The 3,266-nt window shown below is 31.0% G+C and carries 5 protein-coding genes and 1 pseudogene; all 6 read left to right on the top strand.

Going from position 1 to position 3,266, the window contains the following annotated elements; genetic code table 11:
• The first annotated feature begins 274 nt into the window (after window positions 1-274).
• Entirely contained in the window at window positions 275-535 is a 261-nt protein-coding gene (locus ACJMLH_RS04730) for a transcriptional regulator (protein WP_405275213.1), read from the top strand.
• A gap of 236 nt (window positions 536-771) precedes the next feature.
• Window positions 772-1,014 carry a hypothetical protein gene (locus ACJMLH_RS04725; protein ID WP_405275211.1) on the top strand — a complete coding sequence of 81 codons (243 nt, stop codon included), beginning with the start codon at window positions 772-774 and terminating at the stop codon, window positions 1,012-1,014.
• Between the two features lie 115 nt (window positions 1,015-1,129).
• Window positions 1,130-1,687, top strand: a complete 558-nt coding sequence (locus tag ACJMLH_RS04720) for a carboxypeptidase-like regulatory domain-containing protein (protein WP_405275209.1) — start codon at window positions 1,130-1,132, stop codon at window positions 1,685-1,687.
• Between the two features lie 21 nt (window positions 1,688-1,708).
• Entirely contained in the window at window positions 1,709-2,299 is a 591-nt protein-coding gene (locus ACJMLH_RS04715) for a type IV pilin (protein WP_405275207.1), read from the top strand.
• A 50-nt stretch (window positions 2,300-2,349) separates the two neighbouring features.
• Complete coding sequence (locus tag ACJMLH_RS04710; RefSeq protein WP_405275205.1) at window positions 2,350-2,946, top strand: Ig-like domain-containing protein; 597 nt, start codon at window positions 2,350-2,352, stop codon at window positions 2,944-2,946.
• Window positions 2,947-3,018: 72 nt separating this feature from the next.
• Window positions 3,019-3,266: pseudogene (locus tag ACJMLH_RS04705) on the top strand (hypothetical protein); the annotation flags it as partial.

The raw sequence follows: 3,266 nt of genomic DNA, 5'->3' as shown, positions 1-3,266 counted from the left end.
CATTAACTATCTTAAATAACTCTACTGTAATTAATGAAGACGGAAGTTTGGAATAAGTTTTCATTTTTCTTTTTTTTAATTATTACCTATTCCCCATTTTTGATATTATCATGTCTGTTTGACTTATATTCAACTATTCATAATATTTTACTTATTTATGCGGTTATATTCATGAAATCATTATTTTATTTGTAATATGATGCTTTTTGATGGGTTTTATGTCGATAAATTTAAATATCTAAACCTAGTTAATAAATAGAGAAGGTGTATTACAATGGATGATGAAACCTTGATTAAGTACGGCTATATTATTGGGTCTTCTTATAGGGTCAAAACAGTTAAGACCTTAAAAGATGAGGTTAAGATACCTACGCAGATAGCAAAAGACTGTGGAATTAGAACAAATCATATTTCAAAAGTTTTAAGTGAATTAAAAAGTCAGGATATTGTTGAATGCCTAAATGAAAATGCTAAAAAGGGAAGATTATACAGATTAACCGATCTGGGTGATGAAATAGCTGATAATTTAAAATAACTATTTTCTATTTTTTGTCGTTTACTATAAAAAATCTCTAAAAAATATAAGTAACTGATAATCATTTACTTTTTAAACTATTAAAAAAGTTTATTTTCTGTTTTTTTAATATTTAAGGCATTTTGCCAACTATTTTCCGGAGAGTAATATTCCATTAAAAATTGACTCATGCGTTTTGCCGTGAACTGCATTGGGCTCAGTGGTTACTTTTTTTTATTTTTTTCATATGATTTCATTTGAATGATGAGAATCATGTAATTGCCTTCAATGATTTTGGCATAAATTATAACAGTACATTTGCGGTTGTCTGTGTTGATTTGGATAAAAAACCAATTACAATCAAAGCAAGCGCTAAAACCTATAAAGCAAGTGTTAAAATCAAAAAATACACTGTAACTCTTAAGACTATTGTAGGATCTTCTGCTGATGGCAAAGTGTATCTTAAATCCGGTAAGAAAGTTACTCTGCAGGTACGGTAAAACATTCTCTGGAAAAACCAACTCCAAATAGTAGATGAGGTTGAAAAATAATGTCGTAATTGTTATATACATAGGATTGACACAATATTACTTAATATTATATTTGGGTGATTTCATGGATAAAAACAAAATCATAATTATTGCATTGATTGTAATCATTGCCGCTCTTTTGGTAGGTCTGGCAGCAATGATGATGCCGAATATGGCTAAACAGGATACAAAATTAAAATTTAAAAGTAATTCCACATTGACTGAAGGAGACTCATTAAAAGTAAAGTTGACTGATGCTAATGGGACTGCATTAGCTAATCAAACTGTTAATGTTACAGTAACTAATAAGGATGGATCCAGCGATTACCATTCAGTTGTAACTAATGAAAAAGGTGTAGGGACTCTAAAACTTGATAAGAATCCTGGAAACTACAATATAACTGTCAGTTATAGTGGTAATGATAAGTATAATGAGTGTAATGCTACTAAAAAGATAACTATTGAAGAACAGGTTGCTGAAGCTCAGGTAGATTCAACTTCAAGTAGCAGCTCATCCAATAATGATCCTGGCGCTTATTATAGCCGACAATCACTTAAAACATATTATACTGGAGATATTGTTCAAGAACCTGGCGGAGGTTATATGAGACATTTAGGAAACAATAGGTGGGAACCAGTTTAAGTATAGTTTTGAGGTTAAATTATGGAAAACAAAAAGATAATAATAATTATGGTTGCAATAATCATTATACTTGCAGCAGTTTTAGGGGTGATGTTTTTACAAGCGAATAATGCTAAAGAACCCACAAAAATTAAAATTACCAGTGATAAAGAACAAAATGAAGGCGGGGAATTGTCAATAAAATTGACCGATTTGAATAAAACACCTATATCACACGAAATAGTTAACATTACAATAACCGATAGCAAAGGCAAAGTAGTTGTTGATAATGTTGTAAAAACTGATTCCAAGGGTAAAGCAAAACTCGATTTGGACTTGAAAAAAGGCAAATACAAAGTTAATGTCAGTTATGGGGGAAATAAAAATTACACGGGCAATAATACAACACAAAAATTAACCATTAAGGAAGCGGTTGCAGAAGTAGAATCTGGTGTAAGTAGCTCTAGTTATAGTGGTGGAAATGATTTTGACGGTCCTGAAACTGATTCTCTTGGCATAACCAAAGAACAAGCAATGCATGCCGAGCAAATAAGTGGTCAGGATGTAAAATATGATGCTGAATCAGGCATGTATGTTCAATACGACCCAAAATATGGTGTTTATCATAATTAATTAAGTTTTTTTCATGTTGCAATGTTTTAAACAGTTATGGAGAAATTAAAATGGAAAGGAATCAAATTATTATAATCGCATTGATTGTAATTATTGCCGTACTTTTAGTAGGAATTGCTGCAATGATGATGCCGAATATGGCCAAACAGGATACAAAACTAAAATTTAAAAGTAATTCCACACTGACTGAAGGGGAATCATTAAAAGTAAAGTTAACTGATGCTAATGGGACTGCGTTAGCTAATCAAACGGTCAACATCACAATCACTGGTAAAAATGGATCTAGTGATTACCATTCAGTTGTAACTAATAAAAAAGGTATTGGGACTTTAAAACTTGATAAAAATCCTGGAAAATACACTGTTAATGTTACCTATGGTGGAAATGAAAACTATACTGGTAATACTACAACACAAAAATTGACTGTTAAAGAAGAGGAAAAAGTTGTAGCTTCACAGTCCTCTTCTTCTTCAAGCGATACATATGTCGAAAGAAGTGATGGAACATTAACATATGGTTATAAGGACGGCAGATATGGATTTTGGACTCCGAGTGGAAATTTCATTGAGGATAAAAGTCGTGCGTTGAGTGGTGAAGACCCTGTTGAACCATTCATGAGAGATGGTGACTTCTATTCTCAATTGTAGTTTTGTTTCATTCTTGAAAATAAGTAATTTCTTCGGATTTTACTTATTTTATTTTTTTAGAAGGTGATTTAAATGGAAAACAAAAATATTATTATAATTTTAGTTGCCATAATTGTTGTTCTTGCAGCTATAATTGGATTTACTGTATTAAATCCAATGCATGCCAAAGAACCAACTAAAATTAAAATTACCAGCAATAAGACTTTATATGAAGGAGATGATTTGTCAGTTAAGTTGACTGATTTGAACAAAACTCCATTGTCTAAAGAGAAGGTCAACATTACAATTAAAAACAGCAAAGGAAAAGTTGTAGTAAATAA

Origin of the sequence: Methanobrevibacter sp. (assembly GCF_045116495.1) — an archaeon.
GTDB lineage: Archaea > Methanobacteriota > Methanobacteria > Methanobacteriales > Methanobacteriaceae > Methanocatella.
The sequence above is the reverse complement of the archived record's forward strand: the minus strand, read 5'-3'. Positions and strand labels throughout refer to the sequence as shown.